Annotated in this window: 21 protein-coding genes; 14 read left to right on the forward strand and 7 right to left on the reverse strand. The window is 68.0% G+C overall.

Annotated elements, in window-relative coordinates; translation table 11 throughout:
* The first annotated feature begins 1,395 nt into the window (after window positions 1–1,395).
* Genes E1292_RS17445 through E1292_RS17455 form a run of 3 tightly spaced genes read left to right on the forward strand, consistent with a single transcriptional unit; the run spans window position 1,396 to window position 3,474 of the window.
* Window positions 1,396–2,085: a helix-turn-helix domain-containing protein gene (locus E1292_RS17445; protein ID WP_132596263.1), complete on the forward strand. Its 690-nt coding sequence runs from the start codon at window positions 1,396–1,398 to the stop codon at window positions 2,083–2,085.
* Window positions 2,086–2,142: 57 nt separating this feature from the next.
* Window positions 2,143–2,685 (forward strand): dihydrofolate reductase family protein, encoded by a 543-nt coding sequence (locus tag E1292_RS17450; RefSeq protein ID WP_132596264.1) that lies wholly within the window; start codon window positions 2,143–2,145, stop codon window positions 2,683–2,685.
* Window positions 2,686–2,706: 21 nt separating this feature from the next.
* Window positions 2,707–3,474, forward strand: coding sequence for an alpha/beta fold hydrolase (locus tag E1292_RS17455; RefSeq protein ID WP_220446897.1), 768 nt, complete (start codon window positions 2,707–2,709; stop codon window positions 3,472–3,474).
* A gap of 177 nt (window positions 3,475–3,651) precedes the next feature.
* On the opposite strand, the gene E1292_RS17460 is transcribed toward E1292_RS17455, so the two are convergent.
* On the reverse strand, window positions 3,652–4,101 hold the full coding sequence (locus E1292_RS17460; protein ID WP_132596265.1) for a transposase: 450 nt from the start codon (window positions 4,099–4,101) through the stop codon (window positions 3,652–3,654).
* Between the two features lie 122 nt (window positions 4,102–4,223).
* Here E1292_RS17460 and E1292_RS17465 point away from each other — a divergent pair, with 122 nt between their 5' ends.
* Window positions 4,224–4,496 (forward strand): hypothetical protein, encoded by a 273-nt coding sequence (locus tag E1292_RS17465; protein ID WP_132596266.1) that lies wholly within the window; start codon window positions 4,224–4,226, stop codon window positions 4,494–4,496.
* 111 nt (window positions 4,497–4,607) lie between these two features.
* On the opposite strand, the gene E1292_RS17470 is transcribed toward E1292_RS17465, so the two are convergent.
* Window positions 4,608–5,192, reverse strand: coding sequence for a TetR/AcrR family transcriptional regulator (locus tag E1292_RS17470; RefSeq protein ID WP_220446898.1), 585 nt, complete (start codon window positions 5,190–5,192; stop codon window positions 4,608–4,610).
* Window positions 5,193–5,313: 121 nt separating this feature from the next.
* Between E1292_RS17470 and E1292_RS17475 the strand changes: the two genes are divergently transcribed.
* From E1292_RS17475 to E1292_RS17485, 3 genes are all read left to right on the forward strand, one after another.
* Window positions 5,314–5,979: an NADPH-dependent F420 reductase gene (locus E1292_RS17475; RefSeq protein ID WP_132596268.1), complete on the forward strand. Its 666-nt coding sequence runs from the start codon at window positions 5,314–5,316 to the stop codon at window positions 5,977–5,979.
* A gap of 211 nt (window positions 5,980–6,190) precedes the next feature.
* Window positions 6,191–7,348, forward strand: a complete 1,158-nt coding sequence (locus tag E1292_RS17480) for an acyltransferase family protein (protein ID WP_132596269.1) — start codon at window positions 6,191–6,193, stop codon at window positions 7,346–7,348.
* 154 nt (window positions 7,349–7,502) lie between these two features.
* A complete protein-coding gene (locus E1292_RS17485; protein WP_246090174.1) occupies window positions 7,503–8,201 on the forward strand; it encodes a substrate-binding domain-containing protein in 699 nt (232 codons plus the stop codon).
* A gap of 38 nt (window positions 8,202–8,239) precedes the next feature.
* Here the strand turns inward: E1292_RS17485 and E1292_RS17490 are convergent, their stop codons facing one another.
* Window positions 8,240–8,815 carry an SCP2 sterol-binding domain-containing protein gene (locus E1292_RS17490; RefSeq protein ID WP_132596271.1) on the reverse strand — a complete coding sequence of 192 codons (576 nt, stop codon included), beginning with the start codon at window positions 8,813–8,815 and terminating at the stop codon, window positions 8,240–8,242.
* A 31-nt stretch (window positions 8,816–8,846) separates the two neighbouring features.
* Window positions 8,847–9,074 (reverse strand): hypothetical protein, encoded by a 228-nt coding sequence (locus E1292_RS17495; protein WP_132596272.1) that lies wholly within the window; start codon window positions 9,072–9,074, stop codon window positions 8,847–8,849.
* Between the two features lie 137 nt (window positions 9,075–9,211).
* Between E1292_RS17495 and E1292_RS17500 the strand changes: the two genes are divergently transcribed.
* Window positions 9,212–9,877 (forward strand): winged helix-turn-helix transcriptional regulator, encoded by a 666-nt coding sequence (locus tag E1292_RS17500; protein ID WP_132596273.1) that lies wholly within the window; start codon window positions 9,212–9,214, stop codon window positions 9,875–9,877.
* A gap of 211 nt (window positions 9,878–10,088) precedes the next feature.
* Here E1292_RS17500 and E1292_RS17510 read toward each other — a convergent pair whose 3' ends face one another.
* Entirely contained in the window at window positions 10,089–10,442 is a 354-nt protein-coding gene (locus tag E1292_RS17510) for an ArsR/SmtB family transcription factor (RefSeq protein ID WP_220446899.1), read from the reverse strand.
* Window positions 10,443–10,493: 51 nt separating this feature from the next.
* Between E1292_RS17510 and E1292_RS17515 the strand changes: the two genes are divergently transcribed.
* The 3 genes from E1292_RS17515 to E1292_RS17520 all read left to right on the forward strand — a co-directional run bounded on the left by E1292_RS17515 (window position 10,494) and on the right by E1292_RS17520 (window position 13,846).
* Entirely contained in the window at window positions 10,494–11,273 is a 780-nt protein-coding gene (locus tag E1292_RS17515; protein WP_132596275.1) for an SDR family NAD(P)-dependent oxidoreductase, read from the forward strand.
* 1,188 nt (window positions 11,274–12,461) lie between these two features.
* Window positions 12,462–13,127 carry a competence protein CoiA family protein gene (locus E1292_RS56125; RefSeq protein WP_439331895.1) on the forward strand — a complete coding sequence of 222 codons (666 nt, stop codon included), beginning with the start codon at window positions 12,462–12,464 and terminating at the stop codon, window positions 13,125–13,127.
* A 263-nt stretch (window positions 13,128–13,390) separates the two neighbouring features.
* Entirely contained in the window at window positions 13,391–13,846 is a 456-nt protein-coding gene (locus E1292_RS17520; RefSeq protein WP_220446900.1) for a S26 family signal peptidase, read from the forward strand.
* A 380-nt stretch (window positions 13,847–14,226) separates the two neighbouring features.
* On the opposite strand, the gene E1292_RS17525 is transcribed toward E1292_RS17520, so the two are convergent.
* A complete protein-coding gene (locus E1292_RS17525; protein WP_132596276.1) occupies window positions 14,227–14,799 on the reverse strand; it encodes a hypothetical protein in 573 nt (190 codons plus the stop codon).
* 252 nt (window positions 14,800–15,051) lie between these two features.
* On the opposite strand from E1292_RS17525, the gene E1292_RS17530 reads away from it, so the two are divergent.
* Together E1292_RS17530 and E1292_RS17535 are read left to right on the forward strand one after the other, a co-directional pair.
* Entirely contained in the window at window positions 15,052–15,585 is a 534-nt protein-coding gene (locus E1292_RS17530) for a MauE/DoxX family redox-associated membrane protein (protein WP_132596277.1), read from the forward strand.
* A complete protein-coding gene (locus E1292_RS17535) occupies window positions 15,582–17,414 on the forward strand; it encodes an ABC transporter ATP-binding protein (protein WP_132596278.1) in 1,833 nt (610 codons plus the stop codon). The genes E1292_RS17530 and E1292_RS17535 overlap by 4 nt, the downstream gene beginning before the upstream one ends.
* Before the next feature lie 73 nt (window positions 17,415–17,487).
* Here the strand turns inward: E1292_RS17535 and E1292_RS17540 are convergent, their stop codons facing one another.
* The gene (locus tag E1292_RS17540) at window positions 17,488–17,706 is read right to left on the reverse strand and encodes a hypothetical protein (protein ID WP_132596279.1); all 219 of its coding nucleotides are present in this window, start codon (window positions 17,704–17,706) and stop codon (window positions 17,488–17,490) included.
* Between the two features lie 180 nt (window positions 17,707–17,886).
* Between E1292_RS17540 and E1292_RS17545 the strand changes: the two genes are divergently transcribed.
* A complete protein-coding gene (locus E1292_RS17545; RefSeq protein WP_132596280.1) occupies window positions 17,887–18,396 on the forward strand; it encodes a S26 family signal peptidase in 510 nt (169 codons plus the stop codon).
* Window positions 18,397–18,409 lie beyond the last annotated feature (13 nt).

The raw sequence follows: 18,409 nt of genomic DNA on the forward strand, positions 1-18,409 counted from the left end.
CGGCCGTGCCGTAGGGCATGGGCGCCTGGCGCGCGAACGTGACGTTCCCGGACGCCCACGCCCCGGATGCCACAAGACGCCACCGTGAGCATGAGATCCTGGGCGAAGGCTGCGGGTCGGTGACGGTAGAAGATCAGTCGGATCGTCCTGGTTGATCATCGGGGAGGCCGGCCGTCACGGTCACCGCTGATCGAGGCGTTCAAGTGGACGAACGCCGGCAGGTCCGCGACCGGCACGGTCCAGCTCTTCTCCGACTTCTACCAGGTCGACGCGTCCTTGCTCGGCCGCACTGTTGAGCTGGTCTTCCACCCTTCGGTCCTAACATGGCGAGGCCGCTGGAATGGTGGGCCGCAGGAGATGGCCATCCCGCAGGCCATCACTCGCAACGCCCGCCCCAAGGCCAGATTCGAGATGCCCGCGGCGCCCGTACCTGCCTCGGCTACCTGCGGCTGCTGGAGGCCAGCCACGATCAGCACGTGGCCACCGGCATCAACTACGCCGCCCTGATCGACCCTCGTCAGCAAGCCTCTGACCAGGGCAGCGGCCACGGTGTTGACGAAGAACAGCCCGGCGATGATGCGCCATGGCCGGTCAGGACGACACCTCGCCCGGCCTCGGCCCCGGCAGCGAGCTCGCGACTGATCCCGAGACCGACCGGTGGGGCCCCAGCCTCCGACCAGCCTGCCCCGCAGACCGCCCTGGTCCGGCCGGCCCTCGTTCCTGACTCCTCCAGCGCCCGCTCCGCCCGGTTCCCGCGGCGAGAAAGCGACGACAACTCTCCATGATGGCCAAGGCTTGTCGAAGACCCCGATCGGGCGGGGCCTGGCACCCGCCATGCTGCACCGCCATGCCGCCCACTCCGAGGCCATCGCCCGCCATCGCCCGCCATCGCCTGGTGCGTCGCTGAACGAGCGTTGGGCGTGGTCACCGGCGAAGTCGGAGCCGGCAAGACCGCCGCGACCGGGGCCGCGATCTTCCGTCTCGCCCGGCCCGGCACATCGCCATCTACCTCGGCAACGCCGACGTCGGAGTACGCGGCATCCACGCCGCCATCGTCACCGCCCTCGGCGGGGTCCCCAAGATCCAGAAGGCCACCCTGATCCCTCAAGCCAACGACATGCTGGCCACCGAACAAGCAGAGCGGGGCCGCACACCCGTGCTCGTGATCGGTGGAGGCGCACATGCTGGCCCATGACCAGCTCGAATCGGTGCGCATGCTGACCTGACGCCGGACCGTGATGATGCCGCTGGTCGCCAGGAATGCCCTGACGACCACATTCACGCACTCGGCGAGCGGCATACCGATAAGTTCGATTCCCGAGCAGGTCATAAGCTTCGTCTCTATTGAAAGCCGGGCACGCGGCCTGCGTCCTGAGTGGTCTAGAATCACGCCGGGTGGGACTGATTTTCAACTCTGTGGCCAGCGAACTCCAGCTGGTGCAACGGGTGTGGTCGGCGAGCTGTGCTGCTACGACCGGTTTCAGCTCAGCGGCCAAAGCCTCATCCATGATCGCGTTTGCGCGGGGCCATGACGGATTGACGGTGCACGTGCGCGGACCGGAGACGCGGGGCACATCGCTGACTTGCCTGGAGGGCTGGGAGTTTTTCGGTGTGGAGTTGCGGCTTGGTGCTTATCTGCCGCTGTACCCGCCCTCCGGTCTGATCGACCTCAGGGATGCGTTGTTGCCGATCCTGCCGGGCGGCCGGATCTTGTTGGACAACCGGGACTGGGAGATACCGACCGAGCAGAACATCGACGTCTTCGTCAACCGGCTGGCACGCGCAGGTTTGTTGTTCTTTGACCCTCTCGTCGACGAGATCCGGCACGGCGAACGGCCACGCGGCATGTCGGAACGGATCGCGCAGATACGGTTCCGCCGGGCCGTCGGGATCTCGCACCGCAAGCTCGCCAGCATCGAGCAGGCACGGCACGCCGCGCAGCTCCTCATGGCAGGCAGATCGATCGCCGACGTGGTCACCGAGGGCGGTTATTACGATCATTCACAGCTCGCGCGAGCGATGCGGTGGGCGACCGGTCACACCCCGGGCGAGTTGCGGTCCGGTGTCTCGTTTCTGGCGTTGTGATACGGGTTTCGGTTCGATACAAGACGGACGGATCAGCTGGATGGTTGACTCCCTGACGTGCGAAAACTGATTGAATACAACCATCTCTCGATCGACGGGATAATGTCCGGCGACGCCTGGTGGGCCGGGCAGGAGAAGGTCGTCCCCAACGATGCCCACTTCGCCTATCAGCTCGGGTTGCTGTCCTCGGCGGTCGGTCTCGTGCTCGGCCGGGTGACCTATGAGGGCTTCGCCCAGACCTGGCCGACCTCGACCGGCGATGTCGCCGACAAGATCAACTCCCTGCCCAAGTACATCGCCTCCACCACGCTGACCGAGACCACGTGGAACGCGAAGGTGCTGGCCGGCGATGCGGTCGAAGCGGTCGCCCAGCTCAAGAAGGCCGGCGACGGCACATTGGTGAAGTACGGCAACGGCCCGTTCAGCCGGGCGCTGGTCGAGGCAGGTCTGCTCGACGAGCTGCACCTGAGCATCTCCCCGTTCGTCGCCGGGTCCGGTGAGTCGCTGCTGTCCGGCCTCAGTACGACCGCCATGGATTTGATGAAGGTGACCGAACTCGGTAACGGCACAGTGGTGTTGACCTACAGGCCGAGCCGGTAGACGGTGGCGAGGGGAATCGACATGACTCAGGGTGCGTACGCCTCGGTGAACGGCATCGACCTCTACTACGAGGTCCTGGGCGCCGATCGGCCAGGTCCGCCGCTGATCATGCTGCACGGCGGCGCGTACACGTTCCGTCTGAGCTTCGACTCGCTGCTGCCGGCGTTGACCGCCGAGCGGAAGGTGATCGGCATCGAGTTGCAGGGGCACGGGCATACCGCCGACAGCGACCGGCCCTTCTCCATCCGGCAGTGCGCCGAGGACGTGATCGCGCTGCTCGATCATCTCGGCGTCGAGCGAGCCGACTTGTTCGGCTACAGCCTGGGCGGGCTGGTCTCCACCGAGGTCGCCGTCTCGGCCCCGGACCGGGTCGGCCGGGTCGTGCTGGCGGCCTCCCACTTCCGGTCGACCCGAGCCGAGGCGTACTACCCCGAGATCACGGGCATGGAGCTGGATTCGCCTCGGATGCCGACCGAGGAGGAGTCCGCGGCGATGCAACGCGCCTACGACGAGGTGGCGCCGAATCCCGAGAACTTCCTCCCGTCCGTGATGAAGATCCAGTCGGCAGCGCACGATTTCGAAGGGTGGACCGACGAACAGCTGGCCCGGCTGACGATGCCAATCTTGATCATCATCGGCGACACCGACTTCGTCCGGCTCGAGCACAGCGTCGAGATGAAGCAACTGCTGCCGAACGCGCAACTAGCGATCCTGCCGGGCACGAAGCATATGCAGGTCATCCGGCCCGACCTGGTGCTGCCAATGATCACCACGTTCCTGCGCCAGTGATCAGAGCCGGCGGGTACGGCGCGGCTGGAGGTGACTCGGTTTGGTGGACACCTGATCTCTGGGAACCCTGGTGTCGGGGGAGCAGTTCGTCTGACGCTGCTGCCACCTCCAGCGCCCCGGCTCGTCGTAAGCCATACGGCGGACACCGGGAGTTCACGCGGGATGGGTCAGATCTCACTATTGAACGTAGCTCGGCCAAGTCTTCAGGACTGAATCGGACGGCGCTGGCCCTCGCGTAGCTTGGCTCTGTCGCAGATCGCGTGATCTCGAGTAGCGCAGGGTGCGTCTGCGTAGCAGGTCGAGTTTCGCGCGGCCGAACATTTGGCGTTTGAGCATCTTGACGCGATTGACGTGCCCTTCGACAGGGCCCGAGCTGTGAGGCAGTGTCAGGCCGTTGCGGTCAGCGTCGAGATCCCGGCGGAGGTTGCGGGCGAAGGAAGCCAGCGCGGTGAGTGAATCCTTTTCGGCCGCGGAGATCCAGGCGTCGAGTTGATGGCCGTGGAGTTGGGTCATCATGAGGGCGAAGTCCTGGACGTGCCGGGCCAGCCGGTTCAGAGCGCGGCTGCGTTTGCGAAGGGTTCGCAGCTGAACGGCATCATCGGAGCTCAGGTTGTCGGGGTTGGACATGATCCAGCGGGTGATGTCGCGGCCCGAAGGCGGTGGGGGCGGAGATGGCGATCTGACCGGTACCGGTGCGAAAACGCCGTAGGTAGCGTTGCACTTGCTGCTCGCTGCCGGAGTATCCGAGCGTGGTGATCTCCCGGGTGAGCTGGGCGGCGTTTCGAATGCCCTCGTTCCAGCAGGTCATGCACGGCGGCGTGGTGTCGACGCAGCCGGGTGACGACTTTGAGCTCGCGGTGATGCACCACGGGTGGTGGTTCGGCGGTGTGGGTGGCTGCGGCCTCGGCGGCCAGCGTTGCCGCGAGGTTGTGGCGGGCGGCGGACTGGGCCAGCACGGCGACGGCCCGATCGGCGAGCGGGCCTCGGGCGCCTCGGCGAGATCGGCCATGGTGGACAGTTGAGCGGGGATGAGCGGCAGTAAGGGCCGGCTGCCGATGGTGTCCTCGACGCGGCTGTGAAGATCGCCGGGCTGAGACTACTCGTCTGATCGTCAGCGCTCGCGCTCGCTGCGCTCACTTCTGGGCTTTGATGCCGTCCAAGGCCATGGCGAGCACCCGGTCGCGCTGCGCCTCCTGGACGAAGTTCGCTCCGCTGACACCGTTGACCAGGAATAGAATGTCGTCGAAGCTCACGTCGTCCCGGGCCTTGCCCGCGCCCTGGGCGCGCTCGAGAAGAGGCCGACCGGCCGCGTGGATCATGTCGCGGCCGGTTACAAACATCTCCTCGCGGTGCGCGACGGCGTCGTAGATCGCCTTCTTGGTGGTCGCATAGCTGACGAACTGACGCAGCCAGCCCTCCAGGGCATCCCACGGTTCGAGGCCGCTCAACTCGGCTGCCATGCGGGCCAGGGCCTCCACCTCGTCCAGGTAGACGGCTTCGAACAGGTGCTGGCGGGTGGGGAAGTTGCGGTAGAGCGTCGCGATGTTGACCCCTGCCCGCCGGGCGATCCCCTCGAGCGAGGCGCCGGCGCCCTCGGCGCCGAACGCCTCACGGGCGGCGTCGAGCAGGGCGTCGAAGTTGCGGCGTGCGTCGGCGCGCGCAGGCCGACGCACGGTGAAACGGGGTTCGGCTCGCGTGCCGGGCTCGGTGGCACCCAATGACATACCTCTTTCTGCGACACCGACCTTGCTAAGTGAAGGGCTGCCTGCGTTAAAGTCAAGGCATGCCTTCGCTTATGCGAAAAACCCTTCCTACATTATCCCGGCCCGGCAGGAGACCATGACCACCATCGGCTTCATCGGCAGCGGAAACATCGGCAGCACTCTCGCCCGCCTCGGGGTCGACGCCGGCCACGACGTCGTCCTCAGCAACAGCCGCGGCCCGGAGACCTTGCAGAACTTGGTCGCACGGCTCGGCCCGCGCGCCCGCGCGGCGACCCCTTCCGAGGCCGCGACCGCCGGCGACATCGTCGTGGTGACCATCCCGATCAAGGCCTACCGGCAGGTCCCCGCGGAACCCCTCCGGGGCCGGGTCGTCATCGACACCCTCAACTACGACCCCGCCCGACAGGGCAGCGTCCCCGAGATCGACGCCGGCGACACCCCGGCCCACGTCCTGCTCCAGACCCACCTGACCGGCTCAAGCGTCGTCAAGGCGTTCAGCAACATCTTCTTCAAGCACCTGGCCACCCTGGGACGCCCGGCCGGCGCCCCGGACCGCAGCACCCTGCCCATCGCCGGCGACGACGCCGCCGCCAAGAAGGCGGTCGCCATCCTGATCGATTCGCTCGGCTATGACACGTACGACGTGGGCCCGCTCGCCGAGAGCCGCCGATTCGCGCCGGGCACACCCGCCCAGCACGCCTACCTCGACCCGGCCGGAATGTTCGCCGCTCCCGGCCGTCCCGCATCCGCGGACGATCTCGCCAAACTCCTCAACACGTGAGGAACGTCGTGACCGACCGACGCATCGTGATTCTATCTGCTATACAACAAGTAACACACATCGCTTCAGAGGGACATCTCATGCTGCAGGCAGAGATCCACCAGAGAACACCGACCCTCCCCATCGTCGCGTGGACCCGGTTATCCACGCGGGAGGTCGGCCCGCTCGAGCACAGCACACGGGCCGCACGGCCCGAAGGGACGGCGAACCGATGACGCAGCCCGCCAACCAGCAGGCCGCGTCGTCCACCACCGCCCCGCGGCTTCTTCATGTCGACAACCTACGCACCGCTCTGATGGCACTCGTGGTGATCCACCACTCCGTGATCGCTTACAGCAACATCCCGGACTGGTACTACACGGAACCACCGGCCGACTCCTCAGGAATGCTGCTGGACCTCCTGCTCCTGTTCAACCAGGCGTTTTTCATGGGCGCCTTCTTCCTCGTCTCAGGACTTTTCGTGCCACGGTCCTACGACCGCAAGGGGGCCGGGCAGTTCCTGAGGGAGCGGCTGCTGCGTCTGGGAGTCCCGCTGCTGCTGTGGCTGCTGCTGATCCGTCCCCTGGTGACCATCGGCAGGTACGCCACAGCCAGCGAAGCCGCCGCCCGGCAGGGAACCGAACTGCCCTACTGGAAGTTCTACCTGCTCCACTACACACCGGGTCCGATGTGGTTCGTCGAGGTGCTGCTCGTGTTCAGCGCGCTCTACGTCCTGTGGCGGCGCCTGGCCGGCCAGGGCCGGAGCGCGCCCGGGACGACCCCGGCCACCGGCCGGGCGCCCGGTACCGTCGCGATCGTCGGGTTCGTCATGGGGCTGTCACTGGTGACGTACGTGTGGCGCATGGTGGTGCCGATGGGCGTTACGGTGCTGGGGCTGCCGTCCCCCGGCTACCTGCCGCAGTACGCGGCGCTGTTCGTCGTCGGGCTGATCGCGGCCCGGCGCGGCTGGCTGGAGAGCCTGCCCAGAACAGCCGGCCGGGCCGGGTTCGCCACCGCAGCCGTCGCCACGGTGGTGCTCGTCCTCGTCGTGGGCTCCTACAGAGAGGTGAGCCTGGGCCACGGAACCCTGCCGTCCCTGCTGACGGCCATGTCGGAGTCGGCACTCGCCGTCGGCATCATCCTCGGCCTTATGGTGCTGTTCAGGGAACGCCTCGGCCGCCAGGGCCGCCTCCGCCGGTTCCTGTCGACGCACGCCTTCACCGTCTACGTCATCCACCCGGCCGTACTGGTCGCCCTGGGCTACGCCCTGAGCGGCGTACAGGCGCCCGCGATCGCCAAGGCCGCGCTGCTCACCGCCATCGGGCTGCCGCTGTGCTGGGCGACGGCGTACCTGGTGCGCGCCCTGCCGGGCGCCCGGAAGGTGCTGTAGATCCGTAGGGAGGGGGCGACGGCACGTGGCCAAGACGGCCAGTGACAGGCCATCGCCCCCACCACATCAATCACCCGGCCACGTCGCCCGGCCGCAACGGCGAGGGACCGGTCGCGGCCGGTTCCTGGACCAGGCCGAGCAGGCCCGCCGCGACGTGAGCGGGCTCTCCACCGTTCTGCAGTTGGGCGCGCTGGAGACCATCGCCGCCACGCACGCCCCCGCGGTGCTGGCCACGCTCGCCGAACGACGTCCCGGCGTCAACGTCGTGGTGCGGCCCAGCACGAGTCGCGCGCGGATGTTCGACGCCATCGCCGCAGGGCGCCTGGAGGCGGCGCTTGTCCTCGACACCGGTGACGCGCTGGGAGACCTCGGCTTTCCCGCGCCGCCGCATCCTCTGGCGTTTGTCGATGTGGCCACGGTGCCGCTCGTCCTGGTCGCCGCCCCCGGCCACCTGCTCACCACGCGCAACCGGCTGACAGCCGGCGACCTGGCCGGCGAACGCCTGCTGAGCAACGTACCGGCCTGCTCGTTCTGGATGGCGGCCGATCACGCCATCGGCCCGGCTCCCGAACGGGTGCGCGCCGGCGGAGTCTCGGTCATGCGCGCCTGGGCCGAACAAGGCCTTGGCATCGCCCTGCTGCCCGACTTCGCGGTCGAGGCGGCCCTGCGGTCCGGGACACTCACCGCACTCGCCTTCCCCGCACCCGAGCTGAGCCTGCGGCTGGTGTGGCGCGAAGACCGGGAGGATCTGCCTGGCCTGCGTGACCTGCTCTACGCGGTCGGCGCTCAGGGTCTTTCGACCACCGACCTCAATCAGGCCGACGGCCCGTCTCGGGTAAGCAACCGTTCTTGAGTCGTCGATAGTGCTCGTCGGTTGTCCGGCGACCGGCCCTATGGCGGGCTGATGGCGGTGAGCATGCGGGCGAGCTTCCAGGGCCGAGGGCCCCAAGCGGCAAGCTTTCCGCCCAGAAGCGGTTTAGTTATGCCTTGTCGGCCGATGAACACCAGCATGAGAGCCGCGGGGTCGGCGGACAGGTGGGCGTCGACGTCGTGTGCGGGTCCCGGGCCGAGGGTCAATGAGCCGCGGTCAAAGGCCATCAGCGTGCGTCCGCCTCCACGCAGGCGAAGGTCGAAGCGGGCTCGGAAGGATCCGGCCTTGTCCTGGTTCACCAAGGCCGTGGGCGGCAGTGCCGCGATGAGCGGCAGCACGCCGCGCTCGATCGCGAGCAGGGCGTGGTGGCGCTGGATCGGCCACGAGCGCCCGGTGGCCGTGGCGATGTCGTGGCCGTGGATCAGGCATTCCTCGAGCAGGTGACACGCCACCGCCGACGGCGGCAGGCGGGTGCCTTGCAGCCAGTCGACGGTGGCCGCTCGCGAACGGGAGGCGATGGCGTCGAACTCGCCGGCGAGCGTGGCGATCCGATCGGCGAGTACGGAGGAGGCCCGTTGGCCGTCTTGGGCCAGCATCTTGGCGTTGACCTCGCCATCCCGGCCGGCGTCACCGTGGCGTCCGGGATGGTCGTGCGGCGATGGCGTCGGCGTCGAAGCGGAAGACATGAGTCAGGTGAGCCGCGACATCGCCGACCGTCCATGCTCCGACCGACACGGCGTGCGGGTCGGGGATGCTGCGCACCAGGGCGACCAGGCGGGGAACGACCTCCCGCAATGCCGCACTGGCCTGGGCCATGGTGTCGGGCGTACCGCTGTGCGCCGCGGCCGAGATCATGTCAGCGCCTTTCTTGGTTGTCAGAGCCAGGTCTCGCCGGGGTTGGAGGTGTCGGTGATCGGGCCTTCGTGCGGGCCACCCGTACCGGCGATGGGCTGGATATTGTCAGGCGCGCTTGAGAATGTGAGGTTGCCGCCATGAGTCGGAGCTATGGCCAGTACCGCGGTCTCGCCCGGGCGCTCGACATCGTGGGCGACCGATGGAATCTGCTCATCGTCCGCCAGCTCCTCATCGCTCCCGCCCGCTACCGCGAGCTGCTCGATGGGCTGCCCGGCGTGGCCACGAACCTGCTCACCGACCGTCTGCGCGACCTTGGGAGCGCCGGCGTGGTCGAGCGGCGGCTGGCCGAGGAAGCCAACGCCATCGTGTACGCGCTCACCCCCTGGGGCACCGAGCTACGGGAGCCGATCGAGGGCCTCATCAGCTGGTCCACGCCGCTCATGGCGCGCGGGCCGGGCGGCGACCGCTTCCAGACCAACTGGCCCATCGTCGCTCTCCGTGCCTTGCTCACCGGCAGCGTGACCGCACACCAGGCGCAGACGGTGGGGATCGCGGTCGACGGCCGGCTGCTCCAGGTACGGGCGACGGACTCGGGCATCGAGGTGAGCCCGCATGAGGGCGGCGATCTCGATGCCGTCCTACGCGCTGAGTCCTTGATCGTTCTCGGGCTGGCGGCGGGTGCGCTCACCTTCGACGATGTCCGTGGGCTCGTCGAGATCGAAGGCGATGAAGCCGCCGCACGAGTCCTTTTCACGGAGGGCGGCCGGAATGCGGCGGTAGGGGATCGCGGGCCGGCGTTGTAGCTGTTCAGGACGGGGAACTGGGCCGATGCCGGGTGCCGTCCGCCGCCCTGGACGGCACCCGGGTGAAGCAGGCGCCGGGTCAGGCCGTTTGCCTGCTCCCGGCTCCACCGCTGATCGGCCCAGTCCGGATCCAGCGGGGTGCAGGCGATGTGGTTGGTGTAGTCCGAGAGTGTCTTCATGCCGACGCCGAGCACGACGTCCAGCACGTGGTTCAGGTGCGGTTGGAGTCGTCGGTCACGCCGACGTGCGCGCCGACGTCATCGCCGCGGGCCACCTCCAGCACCGCCTCCAGCAGTCCGGGGAAGCGCGCGTTCAGGTCCTCGCGGCGCAACTCGACGAAGCAGCGGGTGCCTTCCTGGCGGGTCCGAGTGAGGCCAGCGTCACGCAGCACGCGCAGATGGTGGCTGAGCGTCGACTTGGCCACGGGGGCGCGCAGTTCGCCCCAGCCCCGTTCGCGGCCGTCGGCCAGCACGCGCACCAGCCCGACACGGATCGGGTCGCTGAGCGCGCCCATCACCGCGACGAGGGTCATCTCCTCGAGCCCGGGGTGCCGTGCTTGTTTCACAGTCACCATGCTACCTTGTTCGATGTTTTACGAACAGCGAACAAGGGAGTCATGGTGCACGACCGGCCGCACCCACACCTCAACGCAGACTTCACCGACAAGGTGGTCATCGTCACCGGTGCCGGCTCCGGCATCGGCCGCGCCGCCGCCCGCGCCTTCGCCCAAACCGGAGCCCACGTACTCGGCGTCGCCCGCCGCAACCAGACCCTGGAGGAGACCGCCGCCGGCCAGCCCCGCATCGCCGTACACGCCGCCGACCTACGCGACCCGCATGCGCCCCAGCACGTCATCGACACCGCCATCCGGCTCTGGGGCAAAGTGGACGTGCTGGTCAACAACGCCGGCGCCACCAAGGTGATGCCCCTGGGCGAGGTCACCGCCAACGCCATCGCCGACCTGTTCGCGCTCAACGTCACCGCGCCCAGCCTGCTCGCCGGCGCCGCACTGCCGCACCTGCGCGCCGGACACGGCGCGATCGTCAACGTCTCCAGCACCTATGGCCACCGCCCGCTGCCCGGCGCCGCCCACTACGCCGCCTCCAAGGCCGCCCTCGAACAGCTCACCCGCAGCTGGGCGCTGGAACTGGCCGCCGACGGCATCCGCGTCAACGCGCTGGCCCCCGGCCCCACCGAGAGCCAGGCCCTGTCCGCCGCCGGCCTGACCGAGGCCGTCGTCGAAAAGATCAAGCAGGAGGAGGCCGCCCGCATCCCGCTGGGCCGTCGCGGCACCCCCGAGGAGGTGGCTGCCTGGATCGTCCACCTCGCCGACCCCGCCGCCACCTGGATCACCGGGCAGGTCCTCACCATCGACGGGGGCCTGGAACTCACCTGACAGCCCGTTTACTAGACCATTGTCCCGGCCGCCGAGGCGCGCAAGACCAAGAAGACGAGGGTTGTTCAGATGCTGCGAGCGATGCCCGGTTATGGTCCGGCGCAGGTCGGCGCGTTGATGGCGATCTGCGGGGTCGAGATGAAGCGAGGGGTCGGCGGCCCGGAGCAGGCGCAGCAGCGCTCCTCACTCCCGCGCCGATGCCCGACCTCGGACCCGAGGTCCGCGCCGCCCGCAGGCCGCGTGCCCGCTCGCTGCGGGAACGACCGCTCAGGCCTTTCGCGGCGGCGTTGCTGCTCGCCGTCGCGCTGGCCGACACCCCGCCGCGCCTGCCCGACGGCTCCTACCGCGTGGACATCCACGACGGCTACGACGATGTCGACCTGGGCCGCGTTAACCGCTCCGGCCGCCGCCGGCAGGCCCTGAACCCTGACGGGCGCACGGTTGTGCACCGCGCCGAATCCCGCACCGAGGCCGTCCCCGGCTGCTGGCCACCCCCGGCCCTCTGCTCGGCGACCCCGCCGACACGATCCTGCACGACCTCTCCGAGCTCATGCGTCAACTGGAGAACGGAGGGACACCTGCCCGTGCGGCCGCCGGAGCCCTCTGGAGATAGGCGAACTGCTGATCAACGACACGCTGATGAGCTGCCGCCGCAGATGGATCTGCCGCAACCGCTGGCGCGTCCCGGGCGAGGTGACGCACATGACGTGCCCCTGCTGCTGGACCCACCAACAGGGGCCGGCAGCTTAGCAACTGGCCGCCTCGGTCCCGACACGATGGCCTCGACGGCGGATCTCCGTCCAGGAGAAATGCGGCATCGGCTCGTAGTATCCAATGCCATAGCTCGTGGGGGTGACCGTGCAGGACGATCTGCTGGTAGTCGGCTTAGACCTCACCACAGGGGGCGAGGTGCACGTGGCCGATCGCCCGGCGCAGGACTGGCGACAGCTCGGGTACGGCGCTGCCGGGACGCTGGTGTGCTTCTTCTGCTTCCACGGCGTCGACGCCGCTGCGGGCACTCGCGTGCCGCTGGTGACCAAGGGCCGATTCGGCGGCCGCGTCCGCACTCACTTCGCCCACCCACCCGGTCAAGCACCCGCCGGCGGCGGACACATCCCGAGACGATCTGGCACTTATCCACCAAGCACGTCCTGGCCCGATGGGCGCGCTCGTGTCCAGGCGTGGCACGTGTATCTGGAGCAGTGGACACCTGCCCGCAAACGCCGGGCCGATGTAGCCGTTGAACTCACCGATGGTGCCCGCCTCGCCCTGGAGGCCCAGCAGGCGTACGTAAGCGACGAGAAATGGTGCGCCCGGCATCGCGACTACGTCGCCGCCGGGATCACGGACGTGTGGTTCTGGAGACGCAACGCCGACATCCCCCGGCGCATCCTCGCCGAAGGCGTGCCAGCGTGGCTTATCCACACCGGCGCCAGCGTGGCAGCAACGACCATCGAGACCTTTATCGGGCGCCCACATCCCAAGGGCTGGCGATGGTGGAACGAGCCCGACCCATCGATGTACACGCTGCATCATCCACCGTGTCCCGCTGACGACATGGTGGCCCACTTCCCGAGACCATCGGTTACCGGACGCGACGCTCCGGCAACACCCATCTCCGCAGCTTGCCGGGCCGGAGAGGGCCTCCCCCGTCCCACCGCCGCTGTCCATGCGTTCCGCCGGGGAGTTCTGGACGGCTGCTTTCAGGATCTTCACCGCGTCCATGGCCTTACGCCCCGATTTCGAGAGGCTCGGCACTCCCTCGTCCCGCCCAGTAGGCGGGCTGAGCAACGACGCCGCAGGCTTCGCTTCATGCTACGGATCGCACCATCGCTCCCCTTGCAGGGCTTTTGACGCTGGGCTTCGACCCCGCCCGTTTCCAGACGAAACCGCCAGCCTGCTACCGGGCCTCCTGGCAGCTACCCGGGCCGGACTTCCACCGGCAAGCGACGACGAGCTTACGAACAACAAGATTGAGCCGCTATGTCACGGCTTCACCTTCTGCTCTGCTGGGCGCACGAAAAGGCTCACTGACACCTGTACGCAGGCGAATGTCCGACGAATGTCCGGGCATGTGTCCTGGTCGCCCACCTTCCCACAGCCGAGAATCAGTCGTTGTGCAACTCGTTCGCGTCGGAGTGATTTCCTGTGCGGCGGCGCTCGGTCTCGCCGCATTGATCCGCGGAGCATTGATCGTGGTAACCGTGGACGGGTACAGCATGGCGCCTACGCTGAGCCATGGCGATCGGATACTCGTGCTGCGGCGGCGATTCGGTGGGCGGGCACGCCGGGGCTCGATCGTCGTCATGCTCTCGCCCGCCATGGCAGAGGCGGGAGTGGAAATCGCGGCGGACCGACCCGAGCGTTCACTGGTGAAACGGGTCACCGCGCTGGGCGGTGACCCGGACCCGCGGGGTGGCGGCATCGTGCCGGCCGGATCGCTTTTCATCGTGGGCGATTCGGCCTACAGCGTCGATTCTCGCGAATTCGGTCCGATTCCCGCGGAGCTGCTGCTCGGCGTCGTGATTCGCCGGATGTCGGCCGAGCGACCGGGCTCGGATCGGGGACGCTGATCGACCGGATCGAAACTCTCCCGAGTTGTTACGCGCAAGGCGTCGCCAACCGGCTGGAATCGGTTGACGACGCCTGCTACCGAACGGCAGCGCCTAGCACTTGTAGAGGACCTCGACCGTGCAGCCCAGAATCTGCTGGTCCCAGCAACGCCTGATGATCCAGGTGCTTCCGCCGCCCAGCGCGCAGCAGGCGATCATGCAGCGTTCTGACCTGCAGTCCGGGCACAGTGCGGATGCCGATTGCTTGGGAGCGAGGACGGAAAGCAGCCTGTCCGCCATTCGGCCAATGTTTCGGGTCATGGAAAAGCCCTCCTAATGGAGTTGCCGACACCGATCGGCAGGATCTCACACGGTCCTTTCATCGTGACTTCACCATTGCTTCAGCCCGGCTTCCGCACCGATTCCATGAAACGGACGTCGGCGGCTCGGTGCGTCACTTGCGCCACCACTCCCCCCTCGACCACCACATAGGTGGGAAAGACGTTGACGTCGAAGGCCTCCTGCACCGGACCGTGAAATGGCTCGCGGACCACACTGCCCATCGCACCGATCGAGTCCGTCAGTCGGGCGACGTGCGCGCCGCTCTGCTCGCTGTCGTCCGGGACTTCAACTATCACGAACGCCGACACCCCGGAACCCTCCACCGCCCGCAGGCGGTCCGTCAAAGGGAGCACATCCTTCTCGCACGACCCGCAACCGACTGAATAGAACGCGACCAACCTTGTTCCGCTCCGCAGTTCCGCAGGGGAAACGGTACTCCCGTCAGTCGCGAGGGCGGGGGGGAAGTCGGCGATGGCCGAGCCCGGTCGCGGTGCCGTGGGCGACGGACCGACCATGCTCTCCTGCAACCCAGTCAGCTTCTCCGCGTGTTCACGCAGCCTGCGGATCACTCCGAAGGTCAGTAACAGATCGGTGAGCACCAGCAGGATGAGCACTCCGGCAAGCAATTCCATGAAGAATTCCTGTTCGTTGTACGAAAAGATTCAACCGTCTCCCCAGCGCCCGCTGCCTTGTCTTCCGGAAGTGGCCAGAGATCAGGAACATGCTGCCACACGGCTGCTTCATTTCGGTCTCATCCTGGCTTCACGGCTGCTGTGCACCGCCGGTGATTTACTTACTATTGGACGCCGGGCGGTGACGGAGTATGTTGCGGGGATGGTTTTGGCGTCCGTCGAGCTCTGGAGTCCCAACTGCTTGCTTACATTGTGCTGACCTGTCGCATTGTCGTGGCCGGGACATTTCTGCTGTCGCTCGCCGGCAAGGTGCGCGGGCGGAAAGCCTACGAGGAGTTCAGTAGGTCGGTGGCGACGCTGAGCATGGTGCCCGGCCGATGGGTGCGGCCCGCCGCCATGGGTGTGATCGCCGCCGAGGCGACCGCCGCCCTCCTCGTCGCCCTGCCCTTCCGTACCGCGCCAGTGGGATTCGGCGTCGCGATCGGGCTGCTGACCGTTTTCACCGCCGTGATCGTGCGGGCGATGCTGAGCGGGGATCGGGTCCCGTGCCGGTGCTTCGGAGCGTCCGTCACGCCGCTGGGCCTGCCTCACGTGATCCGCAACCTGGCGCTGCTGGCGGCGGCTATCACGGGGTACATCGGATTCGAGAGCGCCGCGCAGAGCCGGCTTTCCACCGGCGGCGTGCTGGTCTCGGTCGCCGCTGCCGCGGTGGCCGGGCTCTTCGCAGTGCGCATCGATGATGTCGTCGCGCTGGTCCGGCCAGAGCGCATGACGGGTGCGAGATGATCCGCGATCTCGGCGCCGCCTGGCGGCTGACCTGGCGGGCGGGTCCCTGGTCGGCGAGCGGGCAGTTGTTGTGCGCGATCGTGGGCGGCCTGCTGCCGGCCTGCGGCGTGTGGCTGACCAAATTGATCATGGACGGGATCGCGACAGGCCGGTCGGGCGCGGAGTTGTTCACCTGGTCGGCCGGGCTCGCCGCCGTCGGACTGACAGGTGCCGCCCTCTCCGAGTTCACCCGGTATCTGCGCGGCCAGCTGAGCAGGAAGGTCGACCGGCTTGTCCAGGCTCGCCTCTACGCCGCGGTCTGTTCCTTCCAAGGGTTGTCCCGATTCGAGGATCCGCGGTTCCGCGACCGACTCCAGCTCGCCACGCAGGCCGGCGGCGGGCTGCTGGAGCCGGCCACCACCGGGCTGTTCACCCTCGGCGGGAGCGTCATCACGCTCGTGAGCCTGCTCGCCACGATCTTCGTGCTGAGCCCGGCCATGGCGGGGCTCGTGCTGCTCGCGGCCGTACCGTCGCTGCTCGCGCAGATGGCGCTGAGGAAGCGCTGGGCCGGAGCCATACTTGAGATCACCCCTGCCAACCGGCGACACCTCTTCTACACCTCGCTCATCACCGACGTGCCGGCCGCCAAGGAGATCCGGCTGCTCGGCCTCGGCGCCTTTCTCCGGCGGCGACTGCTCGGCGAACTCGACACGGTGCACGCCGGCGAACGGCGCATCGACCGTCAGGAGTTCGGCACCCAGATCCTGTTGTCGGTGCTCGGCGGCGCAATCGCCGGAGCGGGACTGATCTGGGCGATCCAGGGCGCGGCGGACGGCCGGTTGAGCATCGGCGACGTGTCCGCCTTCATCGCCGCGGTCGCGGGCGCACAGCAGTCGCTCGTGTCGCTGGTCAGCGCGATCGCCAACGCCTACCAGGCGCTGCTGACGTTCGCCCACTACTGCTACGTGACCAGTCTGCCCGATGACCTGCCGTCGCCGGCGCCGCGGTCGGAGCGCGCCATGCGGCCCGTGATGCGGCCACTTCGCGAGGGCATCGAGCTGCGTGACGTCTGGTTCCGCTACGACGAAGCGCATCCATGGGTGCTGCGCGGGGTGAACCTGACCATCCCGTACGGACGGTCGGTGGCGCTGGTCGGGCTGAACGGCGCCGGCAAGAGCACGCTCGTGAAGCTTCTGTGCCGCTTCTACGACCCCACCCGCGGGGCAGTCCTCTGGGACGGCATCGACATCCGCGAGGTGGACCCGGCCGAGCTGCGGGACCGCGTGGGGGTGCTGTTCCAGGACTTCATGTCGTACGACCTGACCGCCGCGGAGAACGTCGGCCTGGGCGACCTCAGCGCGTTGGACGATCGCACCCGCATCGAACGCGCCGCTCACGAGGCGATGATCCACACCAGCATCGAAGCTTTGCCTCACGGCTACGAGACCCTGCTGAGCCGCATATTCACCACAGAGCAGGACAAGGACGACCCCACGACGGGCGTCATCTTCTCCGGAGGCCAGTGGCAACGCCTCGCCCTGGCCCGCACCCTCATGCGCGCCGACCGCGACCTGCTGATCCTGGACGAGCCGAGCGCGGGCCTGGACGCCCAGGCCGAGCACGAGGTGCACGCCGGGCTACGCCGGCACCGTGAGGGACGTACCAGTCTGCTGATCTCGCACCGGCTGGGCGCGGTGCGAGACGCCGACCAGATCGTCGTCCTCTCCAACGGTTCCGTGGTGGAGCGGGGCACCCACGACGAACTGACAGCGACCGACGGTGTCTACGCCGGGCTGTTCGCGATCCAGGCGAGCGGATACCGTGCCTCCGATGTTCCGGCCTCCCCTTGAGCTCGGGTACATGCAAACCGGGTGGGCTGTCCGATCACGCAGATCGGACAGCCCACCCCGGGGGCTCCTCACCTCAGCAGCACTGGAAGCACTGGTACCCCCACGGGCTACAGGAGGTGAAGCCCGACTGGTAGCGGCAGCAGGTCCGGAGATAGAGGTACGAACCGAACTGGTCGCGGTCGCACCGTCGTTCCGTCCAGCAGTCCGCCGCCTTGGCGACACCGACGCTCGGGACGAGCAGCGCGGCCAGCTTGTCGCCGACATCCGAAACAAGGCCGATGATCTTTCCCATTTCCTGCCTCCTCTTCCTGATGAACGTGTTCGGCGGCAGCCTAGGCGGGTGCTGCGTCAAACCAGCTTCATCTCGCTTTGCCGCGGGCCGGCCGGCGCGTGCGCCCGGAGGTGAGGCCGGAACGAAGCCGTTGAGGCGTTCACTGGTGAGGCCTCACCACGCGCCAGAAGGGAGCGACGCGTGACCGGCCCAGGTGCAGGAGGCCGTACTTTGCTGCTGACCGTCGTATTGCTGGGAGTGGGCGCCGCGGTGTTCGCCGTGCTGCGGTGGGTGCGGCGCAACACAGTGCTCGTGACGGTTGAGGGGCACAGCATGGAGCCGACCCTCCACGATGGGGACCGGGTACTCGTCCGGCGTCGCAAGGCGGCCCGCCTCAAGCCGGCGGACATCGTGGTGCTCGATCCTCCCGACACGGTCGTGGAAGCAGGTGCCGTGCGGCGCTCCCCTGTGACCGGACTCCAGGTGAAGCGGCTCGTGGCCCTGCCCGGCCAGCCGGTGCCGCCGGAGTTGCGTGCGGTCGTGAGGTCCGACCGGGTGCCTTCGGGGACGGTGCTGGTGCTCAGCGACAACCTGGATCGAGGCCTCGACTCGCGGGCATGGGGTCCCTATCCGGCAGCCGGGGTGCTCGGCGTGGTGCTGTTCCGGCCCCTGGGTGCGATCCCGCCTCGGCGGCCTGGCACAGACTCGTGAGGGCTCGGCTGAT

This window comes from Nonomuraea deserti, assembly GCF_004348685.1.
In the GTDB taxonomy this organism is placed as follows: domain Bacteria; phylum Actinomycetota; class Actinomycetes; order Streptosporangiales; family Streptosporangiaceae; genus Nonomuraea; species Nonomuraea deserti.